The organism is Streptomyces sp. NPDC002886 (assembly GCF_042888445.1).
In the GTDB taxonomy this organism is placed as follows: domain Bacteria; phylum Actinomycetota; class Actinomycetes; order Streptomycetales; family Streptomycetaceae; genus Streptomyces.
The window spans coordinates 344,250-369,566 of sequence record NZ_JBIAPV010000003.1 but is presented as its reverse complement, the minus strand read 5'-3'; the positions used below and the strand labels follow the sequence as shown (position 1 = coordinate 369,566).

General features: G+C 72.8%; 24 protein-coding genes. 13 read left to right on the top strand and 11 right to left on the bottom strand.

The annotated features are described in order from the left end of the window. Positions 1 to 42: 42 nt before the first annotated feature. The gene (gene scy, locus ACFYYB_RS13875) at positions 43 to 4,632 is read right to left on the bottom strand and encodes a polarized growth protein Scy (RefSeq protein WP_389435413.1); all 4,590 of its coding nucleotides are present in this window, start codon (positions 4,630 to 4,632) and stop codon (positions 43 to 45) included. 181 nt (positions 4,633 to 4,813) lie between these two features. Further along, positions 4,814 to 5,242: a methylmalonyl-CoA epimerase gene (gene mce, locus ACFYYB_RS13870; RefSeq protein WP_389435411.1), complete on the bottom strand. Its 429-nt coding sequence runs from the start codon at positions 5,240 to 5,242 to the stop codon at positions 4,814 to 4,816. A 135-nt stretch (positions 5,243 to 5,377) separates the two neighbouring features. Here mce and ACFYYB_RS13865 point away from each other — a divergent pair, with 135 nt between their 5' ends. The 3 genes from ACFYYB_RS13865 (at position 5,378) to ACFYYB_RS13855 (ending at position 7,816) form a co-directional block, all read left to right on the top strand. Beyond that, the gene (locus tag ACFYYB_RS13865) at positions 5,378 to 6,574 is read left to right on the top strand and encodes an acetyl-CoA C-acetyltransferase (protein WP_389435409.1); all 1,197 of its coding nucleotides are present in this window, start codon (positions 5,378 to 5,380) and stop codon (positions 6,572 to 6,574) included. An 83-nt stretch (positions 6,575 to 6,657) separates the two neighbouring features. Next, a complete protein-coding gene (meaB, locus tag ACFYYB_RS13860) occupies positions 6,658 to 7,620 on the top strand; it encodes a methylmalonyl Co-A mutase-associated GTPase MeaB (protein ID WP_389436193.1) in 963 nt (320 codons plus the stop codon). 121 nt (positions 7,621 to 7,741) lie between these two features. Continuing rightward, entirely contained in the window at positions 7,742 to 7,816 is a 75-nt protein-coding gene (locus tag ACFYYB_RS13855; protein ID WP_383947182.1) for a 50S ribosomal protein bL37, read from the top strand. Between the two features lie 78 nt (positions 7,817 to 7,894). On the opposite strand, the gene ACFYYB_RS13850 is transcribed toward ACFYYB_RS13855, so the two are convergent. From ACFYYB_RS13850 to ACFYYB_RS13830, 5 genes are all read right to left on the bottom strand, one after another. Beyond that, entirely contained in the window at positions 7,895 to 8,470 is a 576-nt protein-coding gene (locus ACFYYB_RS13850; protein WP_389435407.1) for a PepSY domain-containing protein, read from the bottom strand. 117 nt (positions 8,471 to 8,587) lie between these two features. Further along, the gene (locus ACFYYB_RS13845; RefSeq protein WP_389436192.1) at positions 8,588 to 9,064 is read right to left on the bottom strand and encodes a MarR family winged helix-turn-helix transcriptional regulator; all 477 of its coding nucleotides are present in this window, start codon (positions 9,062 to 9,064) and stop codon (positions 8,588 to 8,590) included. 83 nt (positions 9,065 to 9,147) lie between these two features. Beyond that, a complete protein-coding gene (locus ACFYYB_RS13840) occupies positions 9,148 to 9,951 on the bottom strand; it encodes an AIM24 family protein (RefSeq protein WP_389436191.1) in 804 nt (267 codons plus the stop codon). A gap of 11 nt (positions 9,952 to 9,962) precedes the next feature. Beyond that, positions 9,963 to 10,613, bottom strand: a complete 651-nt coding sequence (locus tag ACFYYB_RS13835) for an AIM24 family protein (RefSeq protein WP_327304497.1) — start codon at positions 10,611 to 10,613, stop codon at positions 9,963 to 9,965. Next, on the bottom strand, positions 10,613 to 11,251 hold the full coding sequence (locus ACFYYB_RS13830) for an AIM24 family protein (RefSeq protein ID WP_327304496.1): 639 nt from the start codon (positions 11,249 to 11,251) through the stop codon (positions 10,613 to 10,615). The genes ACFYYB_RS13835 and ACFYYB_RS13830 overlap by 1 nt, the downstream gene beginning before the upstream one ends. Before the next feature lie 161 nt (positions 11,252 to 11,412). On the opposite strand from ACFYYB_RS13830, the gene ACFYYB_RS13825 reads away from it, so the two are divergent. From ACFYYB_RS13825 to ACFYYB_RS13805, 5 genes are all read left to right on the top strand, one after another. Beyond that, the gene (locus ACFYYB_RS13825; protein ID WP_389435404.1) at positions 11,413 to 11,757 is read left to right on the top strand and encodes a DUF3817 domain-containing protein; all 345 of its coding nucleotides are present in this window, start codon (positions 11,413 to 11,415) and stop codon (positions 11,755 to 11,757) included. Continuing rightward, on the top strand, positions 11,754 to 12,050 hold the full coding sequence (locus tag ACFYYB_RS13820) for an MTH1187 family thiamine-binding protein (RefSeq protein ID WP_266904380.1): 297 nt from the start codon (positions 11,754 to 11,756) through the stop codon (positions 12,048 to 12,050). Before ACFYYB_RS13825 ends, ACFYYB_RS13820 begins: the two co-directional genes overlap by 4 nt. A gap of 70 nt (positions 12,051 to 12,120) precedes the next feature. Then, positions 12,121 to 12,747, top strand: a complete 627-nt coding sequence (locus ACFYYB_RS13815) for a C39 family peptidase (RefSeq protein ID WP_389435402.1) — start codon at positions 12,121 to 12,123, stop codon at positions 12,745 to 12,747. Between the two features lie 145 nt (positions 12,748 to 12,892). Beyond that, positions 12,893 to 14,656 (top strand): glycosyltransferase family 2 protein, encoded by a 1,764-nt coding sequence (locus ACFYYB_RS13810; protein WP_389435400.1) that lies wholly within the window; start codon positions 12,893 to 12,895, stop codon positions 14,654 to 14,656. A gap of 3 nt (positions 14,657 to 14,659) precedes the next feature. After that, the gene (locus tag ACFYYB_RS13805) at positions 14,660 to 16,681 is read left to right on the top strand and encodes a galactose oxidase-like domain-containing protein (protein WP_389435398.1); all 2,022 of its coding nucleotides are present in this window, start codon (positions 14,660 to 14,662) and stop codon (positions 16,679 to 16,681) included. Positions 16,682 to 16,708: 27 nt separating this feature from the next. Here the strand turns inward: ACFYYB_RS13805 and ACFYYB_RS13800 are convergent, their stop codons facing one another. The 4 genes from ACFYYB_RS13800 to ACFYYB_RS13785 form a co-directional block, all read right to left on the bottom strand. Next, a complete protein-coding gene (locus ACFYYB_RS13800; protein ID WP_389435397.1) occupies positions 16,709 to 17,056 on the bottom strand; it encodes a hypothetical protein in 348 nt (115 codons plus the stop codon). After that, the gene (locus ACFYYB_RS13795; protein ID WP_389435396.1) at positions 17,053 to 17,592 is read right to left on the bottom strand and encodes a DUF6232 family protein; all 540 of its coding nucleotides are present in this window, start codon (positions 17,590 to 17,592) and stop codon (positions 17,053 to 17,055) included. The genes ACFYYB_RS13800 and ACFYYB_RS13795 overlap by 4 nt, the downstream gene beginning before the upstream one ends. Before the next feature lie 45 nt (positions 17,593 to 17,637). Then, positions 17,638 to 18,657: a glycoside hydrolase family 6 protein gene (locus ACFYYB_RS13790; protein ID WP_389435395.1), complete on the bottom strand. Its 1,020-nt coding sequence runs from the start codon at positions 18,655 to 18,657 to the stop codon at positions 17,638 to 17,640. A gap of 239 nt (positions 18,658 to 18,896) precedes the next feature. After that, complete coding sequence (locus tag ACFYYB_RS13785; protein ID WP_389435394.1) at positions 18,897 to 19,886, bottom strand: DUF5937 family protein; 990 nt, start codon at positions 19,884 to 19,886, stop codon at positions 18,897 to 18,899. A 203-nt stretch (positions 19,887 to 20,089) separates the two neighbouring features. On the opposite strand from ACFYYB_RS13785, the gene ACFYYB_RS13780 reads away from it, so the two are divergent. The 5 genes from ACFYYB_RS13780 to ACFYYB_RS13760 all read left to right on the top strand — a co-directional run bounded on the left by ACFYYB_RS13780 (position 20,090) and on the right by ACFYYB_RS13760 (position 25,314). Further along, positions 20,090 to 21,373: an MFS transporter gene (locus ACFYYB_RS13780; protein WP_389435392.1), complete on the top strand. Its 1,284-nt coding sequence runs from the start codon at positions 20,090 to 20,092 to the stop codon at positions 21,371 to 21,373. Between the two features lie 21 nt (positions 21,374 to 21,394). Then, entirely contained in the window at positions 21,395 to 21,904 is a 510-nt protein-coding gene (locus tag ACFYYB_RS13775) for a MarR family winged helix-turn-helix transcriptional regulator (protein WP_389435391.1), read from the top strand. Positions 21,905 to 21,998: 94 nt separating this feature from the next. After that, positions 21,999 to 23,060 carry an MBL fold metallo-hydrolase gene (locus tag ACFYYB_RS13770; RefSeq protein ID WP_389435390.1) on the top strand — a complete coding sequence of 354 codons (1,062 nt, stop codon included), beginning with the start codon at positions 21,999 to 22,001 and terminating at the stop codon, positions 23,058 to 23,060. A gap of 92 nt (positions 23,061 to 23,152) precedes the next feature. Next, entirely contained in the window at positions 23,153 to 23,482 is a 330-nt protein-coding gene (locus ACFYYB_RS13765) for a DUF3817 domain-containing protein (protein ID WP_389435388.1), read from the top strand. Positions 23,483 to 23,613: 131 nt separating this feature from the next. Next, positions 23,614 to 25,314: a methylmalonyl-CoA mutase gene (locus ACFYYB_RS13760; RefSeq protein WP_389435387.1), complete on the top strand. Its 1,701-nt coding sequence runs from the start codon at positions 23,614 to 23,616 to the stop codon at positions 25,312 to 25,314. The last annotated feature ends 3 nt before the right edge of the window (positions 25,315 to 25,317 follow it).

Genomic DNA, 25,317 nt, shown 5'->3' with positions numbered 1-25,317 from the left:
TCGCCTGAACCTCCATCAGGAGCACAGAGTCGAGTGCGCTGACTAGCCCTCTGACGTCTTGCCACCCGATCGAGTGGAACCCGCTGTCGCACCGGCCTTCACGCCCCCCGCGCCCTGGCCGCCGACCCCGGGCTTTCCGCCACCCGAAGGCGCCTCGAATGATTCCAACGCCTCAAGAACGTCCTGGACACGGGAGATCTCCGCCTGAATGTCCTCGCGCCTGCGCACGAGGACCTCCAGCTCGCGCCTGCCCTCGTCGACGAGCCGTTCGGCCTCCGCCGTCGCCTCCGCGAGCTTGCCCTCGGCGACCCGCACCAGCTCGGCCTTCTTCTGCTCGGCCTCCTTGAGCAACGCCTCCGCCTTGCGCACCGCGGCGATGCGGACCTTGCTCGCCTCGCTGCTCGCGTCCGACACCAGCTCCTTGGCCTTCGCGTCGGCCTCGACGCTCTGCTCGGTCGCGGCCCGCACCAGCTTGTCCACGCGCTCGCCGGCCGACTTCATCTGCTCGGCCGACTCCCGGCGGGCCCGCTGGTGCAGCTCCTCGACCTCCGCCTCGACGCGGCCGCGCAGCTCCTCCGCCCGATCCCTTATGGCGGCGGCGTCGCTGCGCGCTCCGACCAGCAGCTCGTCGGCGTCCGTACGGGCCTTCTCCACCAGGGAGTTGCCCTCCACGGTCGACTCCGAGGTGATCCGCGCGGCCTCCTTGCGCGCCGCGTCGACCATCGCGTCCGCCTGCTCCTCGGCCGCCGTCGTGGCGGCCAGTGCCTGCTTCTGCGCGTCCCCGGTGAGCTTCTCGGCCTCCGAGGAGGCCTCCGTGATGAGCCGGTCGACCTGGGTCGCGGCCTCGCTCCGGCGCTTGTTGGCCTCTTCGCGGGCCTCGTCCAGCACCCGCTCCGACGCGGTGCGCGCCTCGGTACGGATCCGCTCCGCCTCGGTGGCGGCCTCGGCCTTGACCCGCTCGGCCTCGGACCGGGTGCGGGTCGCGTGCTCCTGCGCCGAGGACAGTGCCTCGGACGCCTCGGCGCGCAGCCGCTCGGCCTCGTTCGCCGCTTCGCCGACCGTGCGCTCGGTGTCCTTGCGGGTCTGCTCGGTGAGCCGGTCCGCCTCCGCGACGGCCTCGCCGACCAAGTGGTCCGCCTGTTCGGCGGCCTCGGTACGGACCCGGCCCGCCTCGGCGCGCGCCTCGTCCAGGGTCCGCTCGGACTCCCGCTCGGCCCCGGCCAGGGTCTCGTTCGCCGCGACCGTGACCCGGTCCGCCTCCGCGGTGGCCTCGCCGATGATCCGGCCGCCCTCCGCGCGGGCGTCGTCCAGCGTGCGCGCCGCCTCGGCGCGCTGCCGGTCGGCCTCCGCGGCGGCCTCGCCGACGGTGGCCTCGTTGGCCTTGCGCGTCTCCTCGACGAGCCGGTCGCCCTCGGTGCGCGCGTCGATCAGGATGCCCGTCGCGTCCCGCTCGGCCCCGGCCAGCGTCTGCGCGGCCTGCTCCTTGAGCCGCTCCGCCTCCGCCTTCGCCCCGTCCAGGGTGGCGGCGGCCTCGGCCCGCAGCGCCTCGGCCGCGGCCTCGGCCTCGCCGACGGTCAGCGCGTTGGCCGCGCGGGTCTCCTCGGTGAGCCGGTCGGCCTCCGCCGCCGCCTCGGTGATCAGGCGGTCCGCCTGCTCGGCCGCCTCCGTGCGCAGCCGGTTCGCCTCGGAGCGGGCCTCGTCCAGGGTGCCCGCGGCCTCGTCGCGGGTCGCCTCGGCGGCGGCCTCGGCCTCGGCCGTGAGCCGCGCCGCCTCCGCGGCGGCCGCGGCGACCGTGGCTTCGTTGGCCGCGCGGGTCTCCTCGGTGCGGCGTTCCGCCTCGGCCGTGGCCTCCGCCACGATCCGGCCGCCCTCGGCGCGGGCGGCCTCCAGGGACTCCGCGGCCTCGCCGCGGATCCGGTTGGCGTCGTCGCGGGCGTCGGCCTTCGTACGGGCCGCGTCGCGCTCGGAGGCGGCCAGCGCGTCGGTGGCCTCCGTGCGCACCCGCTGCGCGTACTCCGCCGTGTCCGTGCGCAGCTGCTCGGCCTCGGCGATCGCGTCGCCGACGGTGCGCGCGGCCAGTTCCTTCGCCGCGTCCGTCTCCGTGCGCGCCTCGCTGCGGATCCGGTTGGCGTCCTCGGTGGCCCGCTCCCGCTCCGCGTACGCGTCGGCGCGGACCCGGCCGGACTCCTCCTCGGCCTCCGTCTTCGCGCGCTCCGCCGCGTGTTCGGCCGCGCTGCGCAGCCCCGCGACCTCTTCCTCGGCCTGCTCGTGCAGCCCGGCCACGGCTTCGCGCACCTGCTGGGCGGTGGCCTCGGCCGCCGCGACCACCTCGGACGCGCGCCGCTCGGCCTCCTCGGTGAGCCAGACGGCCTCGGCCGTGGCCTCCTCGGACCGCTTGCGGGCCTGGGCGAGGAGCTCCTCGCTCTCCTCCCGGGCCTGGGCGCGCTCGCTCTCCGCGTCCGTACGCGCCGAAGCCAGGGTCTCCTCGGACTCCCGGCGGCGCCGGGCGGCCTCCTCCTGGGCGGCGGCCAGCGCCTCGGCGGCCTCCTGCGCGACCCGCTCGGCGGCGGCCTTGGCCTCCGCGCGCAGCCGGTCCGCGGTCTCCTGCGCCTCGGAGCGCAGCCGCTCCGCCTCCGCCTCGGCCTCGCCGGTCAGCCGTACCGCGTTCTGCTCGGCCTCGGCGCGGACCCGGCCGGCGTCCTCGGCGGCGTCGGTGCGCAGCGTCTCCGCCTCCGCCTCCGACTGCGCCTGCAGCGCGCGGATCCGCTCGGCGGACTCCGCGCGGAGCCGGTCGCTCTCCTCGGTGGTCTCCTTGCGGACGTTCTCCGCGGCCGCCCGGGCGTCGCGCAGCGTCTGCTCGGCCGTCGTCAGGCGGCCCTCGGCGTCGGTGTGCAGCCGGACGAGCTCCTCGTCGGCCTCCGCCCGCTTCGCCGCCAGCGCCCGCTCGGTCTCCTCGCGCCGCACGGCAGCCGCGGCGTCCGCCTCGGCGCGTACCGACTCGGCTTCTTCCTCGGCCTCCGCGCGCAGCCGGTCGGCCTCGGCGCGGGTCCGCTCCAGGGTCTCCTCGGCCTGCTTGCGCAGGGTCGTGGCCCGCTCGACGGCCTCGCCGCGGACCCGCTCGCTCTCGGTGTTCGCCGCCGAGCGCACCTCGTCGGCGTCCGCCCGGGACTTGCCCAGCAGTTCCTCGGCGGTGCGGGCCGCCTCCTCGATCTGCTGGACCGCCTCGCGGCGGGCCTCGCCGCGGATCCGCTCGCCCTCGGCGACGGCCTCCGCGCGCAGCTGCTCGGCCTCGCCGCGCAGCCGGCGGGCCTCCTCCTGGAGTTCGACCGTACGGGCCCGGTACTCCTCCGTGTCGTCCTTCGCGGCGCCCTTGAGCTCATCGGCCGTGGCCGCGGCCTGGGCGCGCAGCCGCTCGGCCTCCGCCTCGGCCTCGCCGCGGATCCGCTCGGCCTCCTCGGACGCCGCCCGGGTGGTGGCGCGGGCGTCCTCCGAGGCCTTGTTCAGGACCTCCTCGGCGGTGCGGGCCGCCTTCGCCAGCTGGGCCGCCGTGTCCTCGGCCGCCGCGGTACGGGCCTGCTCGCCGGCCTCCTTGCGCAGCCGCTCGGTCTCCGCACGGGCGTCGGCGAGCGCCTGCTCGGCCTCGGCCTTGAGGGTCTCGGCCTCCTTGTTGGCCTGGCCGACCAGCCGGGCCACCTGCTCCTTGGCCGTACGGGTGCGCTGCTCGTTGACGGACTCCGCCGAGGCGAGCTGCCGCGCGGCGCTCTCCTTGGCCTCCGCGAGCAGCTTCTCCGCCGCCCCGCGCGCCTCGCGCAGGGCCCCTTCGGCCTCCTGGGTGCGCTGTTCGGCGACCCGGCCCAGATCCATCGTCTGGCGACGGGTCTGCTCGGCCTCCGCGGAGGTGGTGGAGCGCAGCCGCTCCGCGTGCTCGGTGGCCTCCTGGGCCTGCGCGGAGGCGGCGGTCAGCAGCCGCTCGGCCTCCTTGCGGGCTCGCAGGAGCGTCGACTCGGCCTCGGCGCGGGCGGATTCGTTCTCCGAGGCGAGCCGGCGGGTGGCCTCGGAGGCGACGCGCGCGGCCTCGGCGCGGGCGGTGTTCAGGGTCTGTTCGGCCTCGACGCGGGACTCGTCCATGAGCCGGCGGGCCTGGGCCTCGGTGCGGGCGCGCAACTGCTCGGCCCAGGCCACGTTCTCGTTGACGTGGGCTTCCACCGTCTGGCGGCGCTCGCTCAGCTCCTGGTCCAGGCGCTGGCGGCGGTTGACGGCCTCGGCGTGCAGCTCGGCCTGGAGCCGTGCCTGGTGCTCGGCGTGCTCCTGGAGGATGCGCTGGGTCTGCGCCCGTACGTCGCGCAGTTCGCGCTCGGCGTCGGAACGCATCTGGTCGGCCTGGATCTGGGCATTACGGAGCAGCTGCTCCGCCTGATACCCCATGTCCGCGCCGTCGTAGGCGGGGCGGGACGCCAGGTTGCGGCGTACCTCGTGGAGCTTGGCGCGCAGCACCTCGACCTGGTACCCCAGGTCATCGGCGTGCTGGACGGCCTTCCCGCGTTCCTTCTTCAGCCGCTCCATCTCGGCTTCGAAGCGCGAGAGATGGTCGGCCTCGGCCTGATGGCTCTCCTGGCTTTCGTAGCCCCGCACAGCGCGGTCCCATCCGTCCCCTGGTCGCAAGCCCGATCCCAAACGAGCGCCGTCCGCCCGCTGAACGACGCCCCCGGGGAATGGTGTCAGATCCAGGGTCGGGCGATACAGGCCCCGTCCCCGTCCCCGCACCGAACCCCGGCCGAGCCAAAGCCACTCTACCGGCCGGGGAAACGGGACATCAGTGGTCGGGGCTGCTCGTGACCAGTTCGGTGAGGACGCCGTGGCAGTCCTTGGGGTGCAGGAAGGTGATCGAGGAGCCCATCGAGCCGGTGCGGGGCTGGTCGTAGAGGACGCGGACGCCCTTGCCGCGGATGGCCTCCGAGTCGCCCAGGACGTCCTCGGTGCCGAAGGCGATGTGGTGGACGCCCTCGCCGTTCTTGGCCAGCCACTTGCCGACCGCGGAATCCTCGCGGGTGGGCTCCAGGAGCTGGATGTAGGAGGCTCCGCCGTCGGAGGTCCCGTTGATCTTCAGCATGGCCTCGCGGACGCCCTGCTCCTCGTTGATCTCGGAGTGGAACACCTCGAAACCGTACGTGGCACGGTAGAACTCAACCGTCTTGTCCAGGTCGAAGCAGGCGATCCCGATGTGGTCGATTCTTGTCAGCATGGACACAGTGCAGCGCCAGCGGAGCGGTTACGCAACGTGCGCGCGATCACACTGGCGTGCCGGTGACGGCACGGGTACCGCTCAGTACATTCGGGTAAACCCTCGTTCACTCCTCATCTCAAGGGGCTGTGCTCCATGTCCGGAACGAACAACACCACGTCAGTGATCGTCGCCGGGGCCCGCACGCCCATGGGGCGGCTGCTCGGCTCGCTGAAGTCCTTCTCGGGTGCCGACCTCGGCGGCTTCGCCATCAAGTCCGCGCTGGAACGGGCCGGGATCTCCGGCGACCAGGTCCAGTACGTGATCATGGGCCAGGTGCTGCAGGCCGGAGCGGGCCAGATCCCCGCCCGCCAGGCCGCGGTCAAGGGCGGGATCCCGATGAACGTGCCCGCGCTCACCATCAACAAGGTGTGCCTCTCGGGCCTCGACGCCATCGCGCTGGCCGACCAGCTGATCCGCGCCGGGGAGTTCGACATCGTGGTCGCGGGCGGCCAGGAGTCCATGACCAACGCCCCGCACCTGCTGCCGAAGTCCCGCGAGGGCTTCAAGTACGGCGCCATCGAGATGCTCGACGCGATGGCCTACGACGGTCTCACCGACGCCTTCGAGAACATCCCGATGGGCCTGTCCACCGAGACGCACAACGCCCGTCTGGGCATCGAGCGGGCCCCGCAGGACGCCTTCGCGGCCACCTCCCACCAGCGCGCCGCCGCCGCGCAGAAGAACGGCGTCTTCGAGGCCGAGATCACCCCGGTCGAGATCCCGCAGCGCAAGGGCGAGCCGGTGGTCTTCTCGCAGGACGAGGGCATCAGGGCCGAGACCACGGTCGAGTCCCTCGGCAAGCTGCGTCCCGCCTTCGCCAAGGACGGCACCATCACGGCCGGCACCTCCTCGCAGATCTCCGACGGCGCCGCCGCCGTGGTCGTGATGAGCAAGGCCAAGGCCGAGGAGCTCGGCCTGGAGTGGCTCGCCGAGATCGGCGCCCACGGCAATGTGGCGGGCCCGGACAACTCGCTCCAGTCGCAGCCCTCCAACGCGATCCTGCACGCGCTGAAGAAGGAGGGCCTCGGCGTCGAGGACCTCGACCTCCTCGAGATCAACGAGGCCTTCGCGGCGGTCGCCGTGCAGTCGATGAAGGACCTCGGAGTGGCCCCGGAAAAGGTGAACGTCAACGGCGGCGCCATCGCCCTGGGTCACCCGATCGGCATGTCCGGCGCCCGTGTGGTGCTGCACTTGGCGCTGGAGCTCAAGCGCCGCGGCGGCGGGGTCGGTGCGGCCGCCCTGTGCGGCGGCGGCGGGCAGGGCGACGCCCTGATCGTCCGCGTCCCGTAGGGGAGGGGCGGCCGGAAGGCCGCCCGCACCCTTGCTCGTACCCGTTACCCGTAAGAGAACCGAGGAGCGCAGCACGTATGACGGTGGTGGACGTCCCCCAGCTGGTGGCCCAGGCCCGTGAGGGCAGGCCGCGAGCGGTCGCCCGGCTGATCTCGCTGGTCGAGGGGGCGTCCCCGCAGCTGCGCGAGGTGATGGCGGCGCTGGCGCCGCTCACGGGCACCGCGTACGTGGTGGGCCTCACCGGCTCCCCGGGCGTCGGCAAGTCCACCACCACCTCGGCGCTGGTCTCCGCGTACCGGCAGGCCGGCAAGCGGGTCGGCGTCCTGGCCGTCGACCCGTCCTCGCCGTTCAGTGGGGGCGCGCTGCTGGGCGACCGGGTGCGGATGTCGGACCACGCCTCCGACCCGGGGGTCTACATCCGCTCCATGGCCACCCGCGGCCACCTGGGCGGGCTCGCCTGGGCCGCCCCGCAGGCGATCCGGGTGCTGGACGCGGCCGGCTGCGAGGTGATCCTGGTCGAGACCGTCGGGGTCGGGCAGTCGGAGGTGGAGATCGCGGCGCAGGCGGACACCTCGGTGGTGCTGCTGGCCCCGGGGATGGGTGACGGGATCCAGGCCGCGAAGGCGGGCATCCTGGAGATCGGCGACGTCTACGTGGTGAACAAGGCCGACCGGGACGGCGCGGACGCCACCGCCCGGGAGCTGAACCACATGCTGAGCCTGGGGGAGTCCCGGGGCAAGGGCGACTGGCGGCCGCCGATCGTGAAGACGGTCGCGGCGCGCCTTACCGGCATCGACGAGCTGGTCGAGGCGCTGGAGAAGCACCGGGCGTGGATGGACGAGCGCGGGGTGCTGGCGCAGCGGCGTACGGCCCGGGCCGCGCGCGAGGTGGAGACCATCGCGATCACCGCGCTGCGGGCCCGGCTGGCCGACGTGCACGGCGACGCCCGCCTGGACGCGCTGGCGGGGCGGGTGGCGGCGGGCGAGCTGGATCCGTACGCGGCCTCGGACGCGCTGCTGGCGACGCTGACGGAGCCGGCGGAATAGGCGGACCCGGCGGACCCGGCGGAATCGGCGGAATCGGTGGATCCGGCGGAACCGGATGCGGAGCCCGCGGGCCGGTCATAGACTGGCGAACGCCCGGAATGCCCCAACGCAGGGAGGTTTCATGGCGAAGCGCGGCAACAAGAAGCGAGCCCGCAAGAAGAAGAAGGCCAACCACGGAAAGCGTCCCAACAGCTGACCGTGAGCACAGACCACACACGGAAGCCGCACCCCTCCACGGGGTGCGGCTTCGGTGCGTGGGGGGCCGGGCCGGACCCTAGCCGTTGTCGTTGTCGTTCTCGTCGTCGTTGTCCGAGTGGGAGACGGTGGCCTTGCCGGACGTGGGGTCGACGTGGACGTTCGTCGTGCTGCCGCCGGACTTGATCTCCACGTTCCAGTAGTCGACGTTCTTGGCGTTGTCGTCGTCGTTGTCCCACTCCACCGAATAGACCTGGCCGGGATGGGCGGCGACCGCGGCCTTCATGGCCTGCTGGGCGGTGACCTTCGCGGCGACGAGGGCGGCGTCCTCGTTCCCGTCGTCGTCGTTCTCGTCCGCGTTCTCGACGGTGACCGCTCCCGTGGCCGCGGTGACGAGCAGCTCCGTGTGGGTGCCGTCCTTGCCGATCACGTTGACGTGCCAGACCGAGCCGTCCCTGTCGAGGGACTCGATGACTCCGGGGTGGCTCTTGAGGGCCGCGGCGGCGGCCCCCTCGGCATCGACCGCGGCGCGCAGGGGCGCGGAGACGCCGCCGGTGACCGCTTCGGCCGTGGACGCGGCGGCGACCGCCACCGGCCCCGCGACCAGCAGGACCGCGGCGGCCGCGGCGGACGAGACGTACAGGGTGCGCTTCATGGCATGACCTCCTCAGGCCGGCCATGGCGCTTACGGTTGCTCGGCGGCGGCCGGCGAGCGAGCGTTACCGCCCATTCTCCGGCCTGCGGCCGAGGTCCGCCGCTCGGGGCCCGGGCCTCAGGCCTTGCCGCGGCCCGCGCGCAGGTGCTCGGCGACGGGTCCCAGCGCGGCGCGCAGCGCGGCGAGGGCGTCCGGGGGGAGCAGGTCGATGAAGTGCCGGCGGACGGACGCCACGTGGTGCGGGGCGACCTTGCGCATCGTCTCCATGCCCTCGGGGGTGAGGACGGCGTAGAGCCCGCGGCGGTCGGACTCGCAGTTCACGCGGCGGACGAGGCCCGCCGATTCCATGCGGGTGATCTGGTGGGAGAGCCGGCTCTTGGACTGCAGCGTCGACGTCGCGAGATCGCTCATCCGCATCCGGTGTTCCTCGGATTCGGAGAGGTTCACGAGGATCTCGTAGTCGTTGTTGGTGAGCCCGAAAGGCTGGAGGTCCTTTTCCAGCTGGTGCGACAGCAGTCTGCTGACGTCCAGGTGGGTGCGCCAGGCGCACTGCTCGGCGTCGGTCAGCCAGCGGGTGGCCGTCTCGGTCTCGATGGTCTCCATGAAAGAACTCTACCTAAGAAGTTGAATTGCGTACAAAAATGCGGCGAGGTGAGACGTTTCCTACAGTCTCGGCGTCACAGCCCGAAGCGCCTCTGGAGATCACCCAGCTGCCCCGGCATCCGCGGTACGCCGAGCTGCCCCAGCGGCCCCTGCCCCTGTCCGGGCACGCCGTGCGCGTTGCCCGAGGCCGCTCCGGGACCCACCGCCCCGATCGCCTGCTCCGGCATCAGCATCTCCGAGGACTGGAGCAGGACCGTACCCGCGCCCACGAACTCGAACTGGTGCTCCTCGCCCGAGGAGCCCCCGATGCCCGTCAGCGAGCGCAGGCCGCCGAGCACGCCCGACATGTACCCGTGGTCGTAATGGTGGCAGGGGGAGGGGCAGTCCGCCCACCCCACCAGCGCCTGCGGGTCCACGCGCAGCGGCGGCTCCATGAACACCACCGGACCGCTGGAGGCGGCCACGAACTTGCCGGTCCCGATCAGCGTGAGGAAGCCCGGGACGATCGACTGCTTCAGCGCGAGCGAGGGCTGGTAGGCGAGCAGGTTCCCCGACCGGATGGTCAGGTTGCCGTTGTCCAGGTCGTACGAGTTCACGTCGAAGGCCCGGTCGGCCAGCAGCATCTTGCCCTGGCCCTCGGCCACCACCCAGTCGCTCGCGTGCAGCGGCGAATGGAAGCTGGTGCGCAGCAGCCGGTCGAACCGGCCGTGGCCGATGCCGTTGAACTCGATGCGCCCGTAGTAGGCGATCATCTTGCCCTTCTGCAGGAACCACTGGCTCCCCTTGAGCTCCACGCAGAAGGTGTAGGCGTTGACGTTGTCGTCCGACGGCAGGGTGTACGGGTCGAAGACGGTCGGACCTCCCGGTCCACCGGTCACGGGACCAAAGTTCACAGCTTCTCCTCCGAGGCCTGTACGTACACCGCGCCCTGACCGGACAGCTCCAGCTGGAACGCCTCGCCCGAGCCGCGCCCGACCATGTCGCGCCAGCCCAGCGCCGTGGACAGCTTGTTGCGGACCTCGCCGTGGTGGGCGACGTAGGCCTGCGGGTCCACGTGGATCGGGCGGTTCGGGGTGATCGGCAGCTCGATGACCCCGCCGTGGGCCATCACGGCCACCGAGCCGTGGCCCTTGAGGGTGGTGGTGAACAGGCCCTGGCCGGTGACCTGGCCGCGCACCATGCCCATGACCCCGCCCTGCGCGCCCATGAACATCGTGCCCTGCTGGAGGGTGCCGTCGAAGGCGAGCAGCCGGTCGGCCTCCACATAGAGCGTCTCGCCGGTGAGGCTGATGACCTGGATGTGGTGGCCGCCGTGGCCGAACATCACGGTGCCGCTGCCCTCGACCTCCATCAGCGGGGTCTGCTCGTTCGCCACGCGGCGCCCGATCATGCCCATCACGCCGCCCTGGCCGCCGGTCAGGCTCGGGGTGAAGGAGACCTCGCCGCGGTACGCGAGCATCGCGCCGCGCTGGCTGTACATCTTCTGGCCCGGGATCACCTGGGCCTCGACCATCTTCGAGTTGATCTCGCGGAACGGCATCAGACGTCGCCCCCGATGGTGTTGCGCTCGCTGGGCTGCACGTACACCAGGCCCTCGCCCTCGAAGCGGATCTGGAACGCCTCGCCCGAGCCCTCGCCGATCAGCGTGCGGAAGGTCACGCCGGACTGGAAGGACTGCTGGAGGTTCCCGGTGTGCGCGATGTACGCGCCCGGGTCCACGGAGAGCGGGTACTGGGAGCTGACGCGCAGCACGACGGCCGGGCCGTCGGAGGTGATCGCCGCCTGCCCGTTGCCCTCGACGGTGGTGGTGAACAGGCCGTTGCCCGTCGTCGCGCCCCGCAGGCCGGTGAAAGTGGTGCCGGTGCGCAGGCCGGCATCGGTGCACAGCAGGTTGCTGGACTCGACGTACAGCTTCTCGCCGCGCAGATTGACCAGATTGATCTCACTCGCCCGGTCGGCGAAGAAGCAGGTGCCGTGACCCTGCACTTCCATCACGGTCATCTGCTCGCCGGTGAGCCGCCGGGTCACCATTCCGCGGAGGCCTTCGCCGCCGCCGGTCATCTTCTTGAAGGCCATCTGGCCGTCGTACGCGACCATGGCGCCGTTTTTCGCTTTCACGGCGTCCCCGGTCAGGTCGACGGCGAGCACCTTGCTGCCTTGGAGTCGGAACTGAGCCACGAGAAGACGTTATCCGCAGCGGGCGGCACCGAACAGGGCCCGTTGGCCGATATGCGTCACGGTCCGCCCCGGTCCGCGGGGACCCCGGGCCCCGCGCCAAGATCGCCCGGGGCGGCTGAGACACTGGGACGGACCCCCGGCATCCACCCCGAAGGTTCCACGTGGACATCAAGACCGCTTCCGCCCTGCACCGACTGCGCCTCATCTCCGTACCGGAGGCGCTCTCGTTCCCGGCGCTGCTGCTCTTCGGCTCGGTGCTGAGCCGGATCTCGGACATCGACTACCTGATGATGCCGCTCGGCGTCATCCACGGGATCCTGTTCGTCATCTACGGCGTCTTCCTGCTCGACGTCTGGTTCAAGGCGAAGTGGCCGCTGAAGAAGGTCGCGCTGTTCTTCCTGCTGTCGCTGATCCCCTTCGGCGGACTCTACGGCGACCGCCTGCTCAAGCGTGACGAGACGGCCGGCGTGCTCGCCGCCCGTGCCCGTGAGGCGGCCCGCGCATGATGATCGCGTTCTCGGTGACCCCGCTGGGCGTCGGTGAAGAGGTCGGCGAGTACGTGGCGGACGCGGTCCGCGTCGTCCGTGCGTCGGGGCTGCCGAACCACACGGACGCGATGTTCACCACCATCGAGGGGGAGTGGGACGAGGTGATGGACGTGGTCAAGCGCGCGGTCGCCGCCGTGGAGGAGCGCGCCCCGCGGGTCTCCTTCATCCTCAAGGCCGACATCCGCCCCGGAGTCACGGACGGCATGACGTCCAAGATGGAAACGGTGGAACGCCACCTCGCCGGGGGCTGAGCCACCACCGGCGGGCCCCCGCCGAGGCCGCCCGGGGCGGGCGGCCTCCCGTAGAGCAGACTCTGGACGCATGACCGCCTCCACGATCAAGCACGCCGTCCCCTACTACTCCCAGTGGGAGTCCGCCGCACTCGTGCCCGGGTTCGTCGCGGGCGCCGACGCGGCGGGGGATCCCCTGTGGGCCGGGTCCGGGGCCGACTCCCCCGAGGAGTACGCCTTCTGGGCGCCCCGCATGTGCGGAGTGGCCTGTCTGCGGATGGCGCTGGGCCGCCTGGGGGTCCCCGTACCGCCTTCCGTGGAGCTGGTGAAGGAGCTCTGCGCGGCCGGGGCGTACGTGCGGGACGGGGACGCCGTGCAGGGGCTGATCTACCAGCCCTTCGCGGAGTACGTGAACGCCCGCTGGGGCCTGGACGCGCGCTCGGAGCCCCGGCTGGACCACGGCACCGTCCGGGACGTGCTCGCGGGGGGCGGGCTGGCGATGCTGTCGGTCCACTGGTCGATCCGCACCCTGGTCCCCGCGGGGGCGGCCCGGGGCGGTCACCTGGTGCTCGCCGTCGGCGCCACCGAGGACGCCGTCCTGGTGCACAATCCCTCCGGCTTCCCCGACGGTTCGCAGCGGTACGCGCCCGTCCCCTGGGCGGAGCTGGACCGCTTCTACGCCGGACGCGGCATCCTGCTCGCCGGCCGCGCCGGCTGAGCGGCGCCGGCCCCGGTGACCTGTTCGGCCCCGTCCGCCAGGGCACGGAACGGAACCGCCCAGTCGGGTGCATCCCGTTCGACAACCTGAGGTATCTCCCCTTTCGTTGGGATACGTACCCCGGTTTCGAGCGCTGGAGGAAACCGTGCGGCAGGAAGCCTTCGACTACGAGACCCACAGCGGGCTGGCCGGCCCCCTCGAGGAGCCGGACCCCGCCGTCGCCTACCGCGTGAGGTACCGCTCCCTGCTCGCGCGCGAGCACCTCCGGACCCGAATACGGGCCGTCGCGCTCATGACCCTCGCCCCCGTCGCCGCCACCGGGCTGCTGCTCTACCTGCTCTGGCCCACGCACCGCACCGTCCGGGAGGGCGGCGAGGGCTGGCTCGTGCGGCTCGACGGCGTGATGCTCGGATCCGTCGCCCTGATCATGCTCTTCATGGTGGTCAACGTGGTCTCCATCGCCCACGCCACGATGGTCGCCCGGGACCCCGTCCCGGTCCCCGCCGAGCCCGGCACCCGCGTCGCCTTCCTCACGACCTACGTCCCCGGCAAGGAACCGCTCTCCATGGCGGCCGCCACCCTGCGCGGGGCCGTGGCCGTCCGCCACGACGGGCCGCTCGACGTCTGGCTCCTCGACGAGGGCGACGACCCCGGCGCCAGGGAGCTGTGCGCGGCGCTCGGCGTGCGCCACTTCACCCGCAAGGGCGTCCCCGAGTGGAACACGGCGAAGGGGGCGCACCGGGCGAGGACCAAGCACGGCAACTACAACTCCTGGCTGGCCCGGCACGGCGGGGACTACGACTACTTCGCTTCCGTGGACACCGACCACGTGCCGCTCCCGCAGTACCTGGAGCGGATGCTCGGCTTCTTCCGCGACCCCGACATCGCCTTCGTCGTCGGCCCGCAGGTCTACGGCAACTACACCTCCTCGGTCACCAAGGCAGCCGAGTCCCAGCAGTACCTCTTCCACGCGCTGATCCAGCGCGCGGGCAACCGCTACGGCGCCCCCATGTTCGTCGGCACCAACAACGCCGTCCGGATCAGCGCCCTGCGCCAGGTCGGCGGGCTCTACGACTCCCTCACCGAGGACATGGCCACCGGCTTCGAGCTGCACCGCAGCCGCAACCCCGCGACCGGCCGGTTCTGGCGCTCCGTCTACACCCCCGACGTGCTCGCCGTGGGGGAGGGGCCGAACACCTGGACCGACTTCTTCACACAGCAGCTGCGCTGGTCGAGAGGGACGTACGAAACCCTCCTGCGGCAGTACTGGCGCGGCTGCTTCCGGATGCCCCCGGGCCGCTGGCTCAACTACACCCTGATGCTCGTCTACTACCCGATGACCGCCGTCAACTGGCTCCTCGGCGTCCTCAGCTGCGTGCTGTTCCTGTGGTTCGGCGCCTCCGGCACCCAGGTCTCCTCCGAGGTCTGGCTGATGCTCTACACCGACGCCGCCGCCCTCCAGGTCGGCCTGTACCTGTGGAACCGCCGCCACAACGTCTCGCCCCACGAGCCGGAGGGCTCCGGCGGGCTCGCCGGCATGGCGATGTCGGCCGTCTGCGCGCCGGTCTACCTGATGTCGCTCGGCTCGGCGGTGCTGCGCACCCGGGGCCGTTTCATCGTCACCCCCAAGGGCGGCACCGCCAGCCCCGACCGGCCCGCGACCTTCCGCATCCACCTCTTCTGGGCCGCCGTCCTCCTCGTCTCCCTCGCGGCCTCCGTGCGCTACGAGCACACCCACGCGGCCATGCGGATCTGGGCGGTGCTCGCCCTGGCCGTCACCCTCGCCCCGCCGGCCGTATGGGCCGTGACGGAGCTGCGCGCCCGGACGGCCCGGGGTGCGCCCGGCGAGGGCTCCGAACCGGGCGAGGAGCCGGAGCAGGCGTTCGCGACCACCGCGGGAGGGAACTGAGCCATGGACTACCGGCCTTCGAAGCAGTTCAAGAAGACGGCCCTGGGCGCCTCGGCAGCGGCCCTGCTGCTCGCGCTCAACGCGCCCGCCGCGCTCTCCTTCGCCGGGGACCGCTACCACTCGTACAAGATCGGGCAGGCCGGCTACCGCGCGCAGTACGGCTCGTGGGGGCTGATCGGCCTCCCCGAGGAGTACCGGATCAACGCCATGCACGCGGCGCTGCTGCGCACCGGCAAGGTGCTGCTGATCGCCGGCTCCGGCAACGACCAGCGCAACTTCGACAAGGGCACCTTCTCCACCGTCCTGTGGGACCCGGAGGACGACAGCTTCAAGCGGATCCCGACCCCGGAGGACTTCTTCTGCTCCGGCCACAGCCAGCTCCCCGACGGACAGCTCCTGGTGGCCGGCGGAACCGCGCGCTACGAGGTGCTCGGCGGGAAGGTCACCCGGGCCGGCGGCGGCATGCGGGTCAAGAACGAGAGCCCCGACAAGGCGGTCACCCTGCCGAAGGGCACCGTCTTCCGCTCCCCGTCCGGCGTCGAGTACGTGTCGAAGTTCGCCGTCACCGTCCCCAAGGCCACCCGGCGGTTCGAGATCGCCTACGGGCGCGGCGGGCAGATGATGCCGTGGAAGACCAAGGTGGTCGCCGCGGAGGCGCGCGTCTTCGTGGAGGCCGTCCGCGAGGGCGCCGCGGGACTGACGACCCAGGCCGCCCAGTACGCGGTGGCCGGGCTCACCGGCAAGGACGCCGCCGACGTCTACGGGCTCGCGGAGCGGCTCAGCGCCGACAAGCAGGACTTCCAGGGCATCAAGTCCGCCTACGAGTTCGACCCGGTGGCGGAGAAGTACGTACCGGTCGACCCGATGAGGGACGCCCGCTGGTACCCGACCCTGGTGGGCCTCCAGGACGGGCGGGTCCTCGCCGTGTCCGGGCTCAACGACGTGGGCGACGTGGTCCCCGGCGACAACGAGTACTACGACCCGAAGACGAAGAAGTGGTCCAAGGGGCCCTTCCGCTACTTCCCGACCTACCCCGCGCTCTTCCTCACCCAGGGCGGCAAACTGCTCTACACCGGCTCCAACGCGGGCTACGGGCCCAAGGGCAAGGGGCGCGAGCCCGGAGTCTGGGACCTGGCGACGAACCAGTACCGCAAGGTCGGCGGACTGGCCGACGCCGACCAGCTGGAGACCTCCTCGTCGGTCCTGCTGCCCCCGGCCCAGGACCAGAAGGTGATGGTGCTCGGCGGCGGCGGAGTCGGCGAGTCCCGGCTGTCCACGGACCGGACGGCGGTCGTGGACCTCACGGCGGAGGTGCCGGTCTTCCGGTCGACGGCCCGGCTGCCGCAGGGCGTGCGCTACCTCAGCAGCGTGCTGCTGCCCGACGACTCCCTCTTCACCACGGGCGGCTCGGCCGACTACCGGGGCCGGGGCGCCAGCGACATCCGCAAGGCGCAGTTCTACTACCCGCGCACCGACACCTTCGTGGCCGCCGCCGCCCCCAAGGTCGGGCGCAACTACCACTCCGAGGCGCTGCTGCTGCCCGACGGGCGGGTGGCGACCTTCGGCTCCGACCCGCTCTTCGCGGACAAGGACAACACCAGACTGGGCCGGTTCGAACACCGGCTGGAGGTCTACAGCCCGCCCTACCTGTACCGGGACCCGGCGCTGCGGCCGGTCCTGGGGGAGGGGCCCCAGGAGGTCGGGCTCGGCGGCCGCGCCACCTTCCGGGCGCCGAAGGCGGAGCGGATCCAGCGGGCCCGGCTGATGCGGCCGAGCGCGGTCACGCACACCACCGACGTGGAGCAGCGGTCGATCGAGCTCGGGCTGGAGAAGACGGCGGACACGGTGACGGTGGCCGTACCGGCCGACCCGACGCTGGTGCCGCCCGGCTGGTACATGCTGTTCGTGACGGACGCGGACGGGACCCCGTCGGTGGCGAAGTGGCTCCGGGTGCGGCCGGCCCCGGAGCCGACGGCACCGAAGCCGCCCCCACCCCCGGCTTCGCGGGACGGGTGGCTGAGCTAGGCCGTCGCGGACCGGGCCGGGGTCCGGTCAGGCGGACAGGGCGCGGAACTGGGTGATCGCGGTGAGCACGGGCACCCCGGCCTCTCCGATGACGGTGGCGATCCGGAGGACGGTGTCGAGCGCCCGGCGCACGGCACCGGGCGCCGCGGCCTCGCCCTCGCGGACGGTCTCCAGGGACGCGTCGATGTCGGCGAGGTCGTCGCCGGAGACCTGGCCGCGGAGAACCTCGATGAGCCTGATCAGGTCCTGCAGGGCCGGGGGCTGGGCCTGGGGCGCGTGGTGGGTGTTCACGACCTTCCCGATGTTGCCCGTACCGGAGACGTCGATCCGGTCGCCGATGTGGTGGACCCTCCAGAGGGGCTCTTCGCCGGTCATCCGACCACCTTTCCGCGATTTCCCGTACCGGCGACGTTGATGGTGTCGCCGATCTGCCCGATGTGGTTCTCGATCCTGATCGCGAAGGCGGCTTTCGGATCGTCGATCGCGTCCGTGATCCTCGCGACGAGGTCCTGGACCTCAGCGATGTCGACGCTGGCCAGGGCGTGGTGGGCGGCGCCGCCCGTCTCGATGAGCAGGATGTAATAGGTCTTGTCGCGCAGTACCGAAACCAGCCGTGCCACCAGGATCGCGGCGATGATGGCGGCCGCGACGCCCACGGCGGATTCCGCCGTGGCCATGTCGCGGTACATGGCCACACCGCCGGCGGTGACGAGCGCCAGGAGGATCACGGACCTCACGAAGGCCCAGACGGCCGCCCTGCGGGCGGGGGTCGAGCTGAGCGCGCTGACCCGGGTGATGTTGGTGACGGGGAACGCGTCGGCCCCGACCCAGAGCATGCGTCGTGCGACGCGGACTTCGATGACCTCTTGCCCGGCTATGACGGACCCCCCGGTGCCGTGTGCGTAGCGCACAGGATCTACCCCAACTACCGCCGGAGCAAGGGGAATCGGGCCAACTTAGTCGGTGGCGCGGCGGGCCAGGCCTAGGGCGTAGTCCGGCCACCACTTCCCCGCCGGGGGGCCGCCGCGGCAGGTGCCGTCCGATTCGCCGGGGCGCTTGACCCAGAGGTACGCGTCCACGAGCGGGTCGCCCGTACCGTCGGTCGGGGGCGTGCCCAGCGCCCGGCCGGGCGGGTTGCACCAGGCCTGGTCGCGGTCGCCCCGGAGCGGGCCGTCGCCGTTGCGGCTGGTGTCGATGACGAAGTGCTTGCCCTTGGTGGCCTTGGAGAGGGCGGCGCCGTACTCCCGGCCGGCCGCGCTGGGCTGGAAGTTGGAGACGTTGAGGGCGAAGCCGTCGGCGCGCTCGAGTCCGGCCTTGTAGAGGGGATCGACCAGCTTCCGCTGGTCCGGGATCCAGGCCGGATTGCCGGCGTCCAGGTAGACCTTGGTGTTCTTGTTGCGCTTGAGCCGGTCGACGGCCTCGGAGAGCAGCCGCAGCCGCTCGTCGCGGTGCCCGGCCCCGGTGCAGCCGTCCACGAGGTGCGGGACCGCGTCCGGCTCCAGGACGACCAGGGCCTTGGTGTCGGCGATGTTGTCGGCGAAGGCGCCGATCCAGCTCCGGTACGCGGCGGCGTCCCGGGCGCCGCCCGCCGAGTGCTGCCCGCAGTCCCGGTACGGGATGTTGTACGCGACGAGGACCAGCGTGCGGCCCGCCGCGCGGGCGCTCGCCCCGGCCCGGCGGATCTCCGGGCCGGGATCGCCGGCCGGGCCCCACAGGGCCATCGGCCGGTCGGCGATGCGGCGCAGCACCTGGGCGTCGCTGTTGCGGCCCTGCGCCTCCCAGGCGGCGACCTGGCGGGCGGCGTCGCTCTGCGGGTCCACCCAGAACGGGGAGTCGTCGACGAGGCCGACCCCTGCCGGGTGGTGGGGCGGGGCGGATTCCGGCTGGGCGGTGGGGGCGGGCGTGCAGGCGGCTGCCGCCGTGAGGGCGAGGGCTGCGGTGAGGAGGGTGGCAGGGCGGCTGCGGGGGGCTGGCATCCGGCTTCCTCGGGGCGAAGGGGCGGGCGGCGGGCGCGGCCGCGGGCCGGGTCATCGTGACATGGGGGCAGGTGGGGCGGGGTGTGACAGCGCCGCGTGCGTATGGGTGCTGGTGTGGGGGAGTCGGTCCCCCACCCGTCCTTCGCCCGTCCCCGGGCTGCGTCCGTTCCCCGCCCCTCGCCCGTTCCCCTGGCTGCGCCCGGACCCCTTCGGGGGCTCCGCGCCCGGACCCCCGCGCCTCACCCGCCGCCGGATCCGCCCGTCAGGGCGATGGCCAGGGGGGTGCGTTCGTACAGGATCTGGTGGCCGTGGCGGGAGGGGATGAGGAGGCCGGCCTGGTGGAGGGTCTTCAGGTGTGCGGAGACCGTGGAGGGGGCCAGGGACAGGCGGTGGGCCAGGGCGGTGGTCGAGGCCGGCTCGGTGAGGGCGCATAGGACGTCCGCACGGGCGCGCCCCAGGAGCCGGGCCAGGGCCTCGGGGGCCGGGCCCGCGGGGGCCGTCCACAGGGCGCCGATGCCGCGGGCCGGGTACACCAGGGTCGGCTGCCACGGCGGGTCGTAGCCGCCCACCACCTCCGGCCAGACGAAGGCGCTCGGCATGAGGAGCAGTCCCTGGCCGTCGAGGGAGCGGTCGTGGTGGCCCCGGCGGGCGATGGTGAGGGTGTTTCCCGACCAGCGCAGATCCGGGTGGAGCCCGTCGAAGAGGGCCTCCAGCCCGCCCGCGGCCAGCCGCCGGGAGTGGAACAGGACGTCCGCCTCCAGCAAGGCGCGCAGCCGGGGCCAGTGCGGGGCGACCAGCGCCCGCCAGGCCTGCTCGTAGAGGTCGGCCAGCTCCTGGACCGCCCGCTCCGGATCGGCGAGCATCCGTTGCCCGGCCGCGCTCTCCAGGGCGCCCGGGGTGCAGATCAGGGAGCGCCGCAGGTCCTCCCGGGCCGCCTGCGGATCGGCGGCGCGGACCCGTGCGAGTTCCTCCTCGAAGGTGACCGACGGGCCCGTCGGCGGCGGGCTGAGAAAGTCCGGATTGTGCCCCGTGCGCGGCATCAGCAGCCACAGCGGCCGCAGGTCCAGCCCGGCGGCCGCGGTGCGGATCCCGCGGAGCCAGGGCAGGTGGTAGGCGTGGCGGCGCTGGTCCAGGAGGACCCGTACCGCCTCCTGGGTCTCCCAGCGGGGCGAGATCGAGAACCGGCAGCGCAGCAGGTCGGCGGGGCCGAAGCGGAAGTGGAACGGCACGGGCCCCTCCGGGGGTGGGACGGGACGGCCGGGCGGGCGGCGGGCTGCCGGGCGGCGCTCGGCGGGTCGGGGTGACGGGCCTCCGGGCGGCGAGGGCGGGGCGGGTGTGCGGCCGACCTCCCCGGCTGCCGTGCCGGAGGCGGGTGATTCGGGTGGGGGCGAATCTCTGGTGCCCCAGCCTAGGTGCCGCCACGGTGCACCGTATGACCACCGCCAACCAGGACGCACCCGCCGCCGAGCCGCATCCCGTCCCCGGGCCGCCCGAGGGGGCCCCCGTCGGATACCGGGCCGTCTTCCGGGTCGGGGAGTTCCGGCCGGTCTTCGCCGCGCACCTGCTCTCCGTGCTCGGCGTCGTCATCGCCGAGATCTCCCTCACCGTCCTCGTCTACCGCGCCACCGGCTCCCCCCTGATGAGCGCGCTCACCTTCGCCCTCGGTTTCCTGCCCTACGCCCTCGGCGGCACGCTCCTCGCGCCGCTCGCCGACCGGCTCCCCGCCCGCCGGGTGCTCGTCGGCTGCGACCTCGTCTGCGCGGCCTGCGCGGCGGCCATGGCCGCGCCCGGCACCCCGGTCGCGCTGCTCCTCGTACTGCGCTGCGCGATGGCTTTCGTCGCGCCGCTGTTCCAGGGCACCCGCAGCGCCTCCCTCGCCGACGTGCTCGGGGCCGCGGACGCGTACGTCCTGGGCCGCTCGCTGCTGCGCATGGTGGCCCAGAGCGCGCAGCTCATCGGCTTCGGGCTCGGCGGGCTGCTCCTCACCGTGCTGGCCCCGCGCGGGGCGATCCTCCTCACGGCCGCCGGTTTCCTCGGCTCCGCGGCCCTGCTGCGCCTGGGGACCCGGGCCCGCCCCGCCCGGTCCGCGGGCGCGGGTGCGCGGGTCTCCCCGATCGCGGGACTGCGCGCCGTCCTGGGTCACCGCCGGCTGCGCGCCCTCACCCTGCTGTCCTGGCTGCCGCCGCTCTTCGTGGTCGTACCGGAGGCCCTGCTGACCCCGTACGCCACCGGCCTGGGCATCTCCACCGCCGGGCTCGGGCTGCTGATGTGCGCGATGCCCGCCGGCGCCATCGCCGGGGAGGTGTGGGCGGGTTCGGCGCTCACCGCCCGAACGCGTTCGCGGATCACGGCCCCGCTCGCGGCGCTCTCGCTGCTGCCGCTGCTCGGGTACGCCGTCCGGCCCGGCCTCCCGCTCCTGCTGGGCACGCTCGTCCTGGCCGGGCTGGCCCACGCGTACACCCTCGGGCTCGACCAGTGGTACGTCGAGGCCGTGCCCGAGGAGCTGCGCGGCCGGGCGATGACCCTGCTCAGCACCGGGCTGATGACCCTTCAAGGCGTCGGCATGGCGCTCGCCGGGGTCGCGGCGGAGTTCCTGCCCGTGCACGTGGTCGTCACGTCGGCCGCGGCCGTGGGCACCGGGGTCGTCCTGCTGCTGCTCGCCGAGGTGCGCCGGACGGGCGGGCCGAGGCGTGAGACGGATCCCGCCGCCAAATGACCGCCCGGTAGGGTCTGGTGCGTGCCCAAGCCGCTCAGCCTTGCCTTCGACCCGATCGCCCGCGCCGACGAACTCTGGCAGCAACGCTGGGGTCCGGTGCCCTCGATGGCCGCGATCACCTCGATCATGAGGGCGCATCAGATCCTGCTCGGCGAGGTCGACGCGGTCGTCAAGCCGTACGGCCTGACCTTCGCGCGGTACGAGGCGCTCGTGCTGCTGACCTTCTCCAAGGCCGGGGAACTGCCGATGTCGAAGATCGGCGAGCGGCTGATGGTGCACCCGACGTCGGTGACGAACACCGTGGACCGGCTGGTGAAGTCCGGGCTCGTGGCCCGGCGCCCGAACCCGAACGACGGGCGCGGCACCCTCGCGTCGATCACGGACAAGGGCCGCGAGGTGGTCGAGGCGGCCACCAAGGCGCTGATGGAGATCGACTTCGGGCTGGGCGCCTACGACGCCGAGGAGTGCGGGGAGATCTTCGCGCTCCTGCGCCCGCTCCGGGTGGCCGCGGCCGACTTCGAGGAGAAATAGCGGCAGCCCGAGGCCCGCGACGGCGCCGAAGGCGGCGTCCGCGCGGGCGGCGTACGCTCGGCAGGTGGGCCCCGACTGGACCGCGGGAGGGCCGATGACGGCGCTCGGTGACCTGATCGAGATCGACGAACGGACCGTACTGGTCCTCGGGCAGGGCCTGGACCTCGACCGCGGGCAGCCCGACGTCGCCAACGCCCTGGTGCACCGGGCCGGCGAGACCCTGGTGCTCGTCGACACCGGAGTCACGGAAGCGTTCCGCGCGGCGCTGCTGGAAGCGGCCGCCCGGGTCGGGCCCTGGTCGCGGGCGCTGGTGCTCACCACGCACGGCCACCTCGACCACGTCGGCAACAACGACCTGGCCGACGGACTGGGCGTGCCGGCCGAGCACTGGGTGCCGGCCCCCGACCTCGACCAGATGCGGGACCCGGTGGACTACTGGGTGCGCTCCTTCGCACGCGTCGCCGGACCCGCGGCGCTGCCCGACCCCGCGCGGACCGCGGCCCGGGTGGTCTCCCTCTTCTCGCCGATGCGCCCCTTCGGCCGGACGACCCGGACCTACGAGGAACGGCCGCCGGAGCGGTTCAGGACCGGCCCGCTGCGCTCCACCGGCTGGACCTTCGCCGACGGCGCGGTCCGGGTGCTGCGCAGTCAGGGCCACTGCGCCGGGCACGTGATCGTGCACCTGCCCGGCCCCGGCGTCCTGCACCTGTCCGACGAGGGCAACGGCCCCTGCGGCGCCATGGCGGACGCCGACCAGCTCAAGATCCAGACCGTGCTCGGCTCCGCGGCCCTGCTCCTCGAGGCGGGGGAGGCGGGAATCCTCACCGACGGGCACACCTTCGCCGTGCGCCGCGGCGCCGAAGCGGTGGCGCACCTGGAGGGGCTGCTGGAGCAGGCCGCCGCCCTGGGGGAGGCCGCGCTCGGGCTGGTCGGGGAGGGGAAGCCGGTCACCCCGGGCGGCTTCGCCGCCCGCTACGGGCGGGCCATGGCCGACCTGGGCATCGGCGGAGCGAACCCGAACACGCTGTTCACCGCCATGTCGGCCGTCAACCAGCTCCGCGAGCTGGGCCTGCGCCCGGAATCCGGCGCCGTCGACGCGCCCTGGTCCCGGCCCCCGCTGCGGAACCCGGAGCCGGCCGCCCCGCCCACCGGCTGACCCGGCCCCGGCTGACCCGCCCCGCCCGACCCGGTCCCGCCTGACCCGGCCCCCGTCAAGATCGTGCAAACCGGACGGCTAGGCTCGACGCCATGAAACGAAGCGTGCTGACCCGCTACCGCGTCATGGCCTACGTGACCGCGGTCATGCTCCTGATCCTCTGTGCCTGCATGGTGGCGAAGTACGGCTTCGACACCGGCGCCGACCTGACCTTCGCGGTCTCGCAGGCGCACGGTGTGCTGTTCATGGTCTACCTGGTGTTCGCCTTCGACCTGGGCTCCAAGGCCAAGTGGCCGTTCGGCAAGCTCCTGTGGGTCCTGGTCTCCGGCACCATCCCGCTCGCCGCGTTCTTCGTCGAGCGCAAGGTCCGCGCCGAGGTGGAGCCCCTCGTCATCGGCGCTCCGGCCGCCGCCCGCGCCTGACCTCAGGCGCTCCACGGACCCCGGGCGACCTGCCTGGAGTGATCCACCTGGAGTGATCCACCCACCCCCGGGGCGACTCCCCGGGGGTTGGCCATCGACATTTACTAGGACGTCCTAGTAAATTCAGAGGCATGGACGCTGACGCCATTGAGGAAGGCCGCCGTCGCTGGCAGGCCCGGTACGACAAGGCCCGCAAGCGCGAGGCCGATTTCACCACGCTCTCCGGCGACCCCGTCGATCCCGTCTACGGACCCCGGCCCGGCGACTCGTACGAGGGCTTCGAGCGCATCGGCTGGCCAGGGGAGTACCCGTACACCCGGGGCCTGCACGCCACCGGATACCGGGGGCGGACCTGGACCATCCGGCAGTTCGCCGGCTTCGGCAACGCCGAGCAGACCAACGAGCGCTACAAGATGATCCTGGCCGCCGGCGGCGGCGGGCTCTCGGTCGCCTTCGACATGCCCACCCTGATGGGGCGCGACTCCGACGACCCCCGCGCGCTCGGCGAGGTCGGCCACTGCGGGGTGGCCATCGACTCCGCCGCCGACATGGAGATCCTCTTCAAGGACATCCCGCTCGGCGACGTGACCACCTCCATGACGATCAGCGGCCCCGCCGTCCCCGCCTTCTGCATGTACCTGGTGGCCGCCGAGCGCCAGGGTGTCGACCCGGCCGTCCTGAACGGGACGCTCCAGACCGACATCTTCAAGGAGTACATCGCCCAGAAGGAATGGCTCTTCGAACCCGAGCCGCACCTGCGCCTCATCGGCGACCTCATGGAGTACTGCGCGAACGGCATTCCCGCCTACAAGCCGCTCTCCGTCTCCGGCTACCACATCCGCGAGGCCGGGGCCACGGCCGCGCAGGAGCTCGCCTACACCCTCGCCGACGGGTTCGGGTACGTGGAGCTGGGCCTCTCGCGCGGACTCGACGTGGACCACTTCGCGTCCGGGCTCTCCTTCTTCTTCGACGCCCACCTCGACTTCTTCGAGGAGATCGCCAAGTTCCGCGCCGCCCGCCGCATCTGGGCCCGCTGGATGAAGGAGGTGTACGGGGCGAAGTCCGAGAAGACGATGTGGCTGCGCTTCCACACCCAGACGGCCGGGGTCTCCCTCACCGCCCAGCAGCCTTACAACAACGTCGTGCGCACCGCCGTGGAGGCCCTCGCGGCCGTTCTGGGCGGGACGAACTCCCTCCACACCAACGCCCTCGACGAGACCCTCGCGCTGCCGAGCGAGCAGGCCGCGGAGATCGCCCTGCGCACGCAGCAGGTGCTGATGGAGGAGACGGGCGTGGCCAACGTGGCCGACCCGCTGGGCGGCTCCTGGTTCGTCGAGCAGCTCACCGACCGCATCGAGGCCGAGGCCGAGAAGATCTTCGAGCAGATCAAGGAGCGCGGTCTGCGCGCCCACCCGAACGGGCAGCACCCGATCGGGCCGATCACCTCGGGCATCCTGCGCGGCATCGAGGACGGCTGGTTCACCGGGGAGATCGCGGAGTCGGCCTTCCAGTACCAGCGCTCGCTCGAGAAGGGCGACAAGCGGGTCGTCGGCGTCAACTGCCACCACGGCTCGGTCACCGGGGACCTGGAGATCCTGCGGGTCAGCCACGAGGTGGAGACCGTCCAGGTCCGCGAGCTCGCGGAGCGCAAGGCCGGCCGGGACGACGCGAAGGTGAAGTCGGCGCTGGACGCCATGCTGGCCGCCGCCCGCGACGGGTCGAACATGATCCCGGCCATGCTGGACGCGGTGCGCGCCGAGGCCACGATGGGCGAGATCTGCAACCTGCTGCGGGACGAGTGGGGCACGTACACGGAGCCGCCGGGCTTCTGACGG